The organism is Mycobacterium sp., assembly GCF_036488105.1.
Lineage (GTDB): Bacteria > Actinomycetota > Actinomycetes > Mycobacteriales > Mycobacteriaceae > Mycobacterium.
In genome coordinates, this window is sequence record NZ_DASXHW010000400.1 from 1 (window position 1) to 2,257 (window position 2,257).

Annotated in this window: 1 protein-coding gene and 1 pseudogene; both read left to right on the forward strand. The window is 67.9% G+C overall.

The genetic code is table 11. The features are described 5' to 3' along the window. Positions 1-343: 343 nt before the first annotated feature. A pseudogene (locus VGH54_RS21055) lies at positions 344-493 on the forward strand (cyclodehydratase); the annotation flags it as partial. Positions 494-572: 79 nt separating this feature from the next. Beyond that, a partial coding sequence (locus VGH54_RS21060; protein ID WP_331514027.1) for an adenylate/guanylate cyclase domain-containing protein occupies positions 573-2,257 on the forward strand: 1,685 nt, incomplete at its 3' end.

Genomic DNA, 2,257 nt, shown 5'->3' on the forward strand with positions numbered 1-2,257 from the left:
GGAGTGGCTCGACCGGGCCGGGCATCTTGAGCTGGCTCCCGACTTCCGGCCGGCGGCCGCGTTCCCGGCGACTCAGAGCGTGCTGTGGCTGCCGGAGCTGCCGCTCGTGACGAGGGCTTAGTACCGGTCCACAATCTCGATGGATGCTCGCACTCGATCAGCGCGAGCGACGCCGAGCGTGGACCCGACGACGGTCCTGTGGACAGCTGAACCAAGCCGCTTGAGGGCCGTGGCACAGTGCCAGGATGGCGCAGCCCACGCCGTCGCTTTATGCGCTGGATCCGGCGCTTCCGGTGCTGCTGCGGCCCGACGGCGCCGTGCAGGTCGGGTGGAGTCCGCGCCCGACTCGGTGGTGCTGTCCGACAACCTGGTCGCCGACCCGCGCATGCTGTGCGACCTGCACACCCACGGCGTCGCGCATCTCGCGGTGCGGGTGCGCGACGGCACCGGCCTGGTCGGTCCACTGGTCGTCCCCGGTGTGACCAGCTGCCTGGGCAATCACTAAGTGGAAACACCCGGGGGACTGTCGCTCGTCCCCCGGCGCGTGGTGGGACCAGCAGTAAGCTCATGCGATGCCGGAAACGTCATACGCCGTGTGCGGTGATCTCAGCCTGGCGTATCAGGTGCTCGGCGACGGGCCGGTCGAGATGATCATCGTCGAGCCGTTCGTCAGCCACGTTGAGCTGGCCTGGACCCTGCCCCAATTCAAAGCGTTCATCGATCAACTCGCCACGTTCTGCCGCGTTGCCCTGTTCGACAAGGCCGGGGTCGGGCTGTCAGACCCGGTGCCAAAAGTTCGCACGCTGGAAGAGAGAGCGGCCGAGGTTGAGGCTGTCATGGATGCGGTCGGCTTCGGCCAGGCCGTCGTGGCTGCTCTGAGTGACGCTGGACCGGTCGCCATGATGTTCGCGGCAACGCGGCCCGAGCGAGTGCGCGCGCTGATCCTTCACGGCACCACCGCATATTGGAGCTTCACGGGGTGGGAAGACATGGATCGCGACCCGGCTGAGCTGCGGTCGCGATTCCTTGCCGAGCTGGGCGAGGACTACACGCCGTCGATCGAGCAGCTCGCCCGCTTCCAGGAAGGCGGCCGTGCCGTGCGCTCCGGGTGGGGCAGCGGTGTGGCAGCCAGCATCAGCGCGCCGTCGTTCCGGTCGATACGCCAGCTCGGAACGTTGGAACGCATGTGTGCGAGCCCGGGAATGGCGCGGGCGTCGTTCGAAGCGGCGTTTCTGACCGACGTGCGGCCGATCTTGCCCACGCTCACTGTGCCAACTCTGGTCATCCATGCCCGCGAAGACAACTTGGTTCCGGTGCAGGGCGGCCGGTATCTCGCCGACCACATCCCGGGCGCGCGGTACCTGGAGGTCGAGGGTGTGGACCACGCACCCTTTTTAACCGAGCCCGACAAGATCCTGGCCGGGGTCGAGGAGTTCCTCACCGGCAGCCATGCGGCGCCGGCGCAGTCACATCGTGCCCTGCGCACCGTGCTATTTACCGATATCGTCGCGTCGACGCAACACGCCGCAGCGAGCGGCGACGAGCGATGGCGGGCGGTGCTGCACCGCTTCGGTGAGATCACTGCTGACCTCACGGAACGATTTGGTGGCGCGGTGGTCAAAAGCACCGGCGACGGCCACCTCGCCACGTTCGACGGCCCGACGCAGGCCATCCGCTGCGCCGAGGCCCTGCGCGATGGCGCCGAGACGCTGGGCATCCAGATCCGTGCTGGCATCCACACCGGCGAGTGTGAACTGCTGGATGCGGACATCGGAGGAATCGCGGTACACATAGCGGCGCGGATCCTCGGCCAGGCCGGCGCCGGTGTAATCCTCGTATCGCGCACCGTGCGTGACCTGGTGGTCGGCTCGGGCACCGGCTTCGAGGACCGCGGCAGCGTCGAGCTGCGTGGCGTGCCCGGCACATGGCGACTGCTGGCGGTCAACCGCCACGGCCCGCGGGCGGGATCGGCCGAGGCGGAACTGGCGTCAACGCCCACTCCTGGCCGTCGGACGACGATGCGCCGATCGGATCGCGTTGTCGAGGTGATCGCAATGCGCGCACCGTGGCTTGTGCGCGGGCTGGCCCGCGTCGCCCCGGTCACCGATCGCAGAAAAACAGCTGGAGTCAGCGCCCGCTCGGAGATGTTCTCAACAGTTGATCCAGTAAGACGCATCATCGGCGGCGACACCAGGGGGATCGATGAGGCGATCGCCGAGTTCGAGCGCGACACTGATCGCGACCGCGACGACGACGG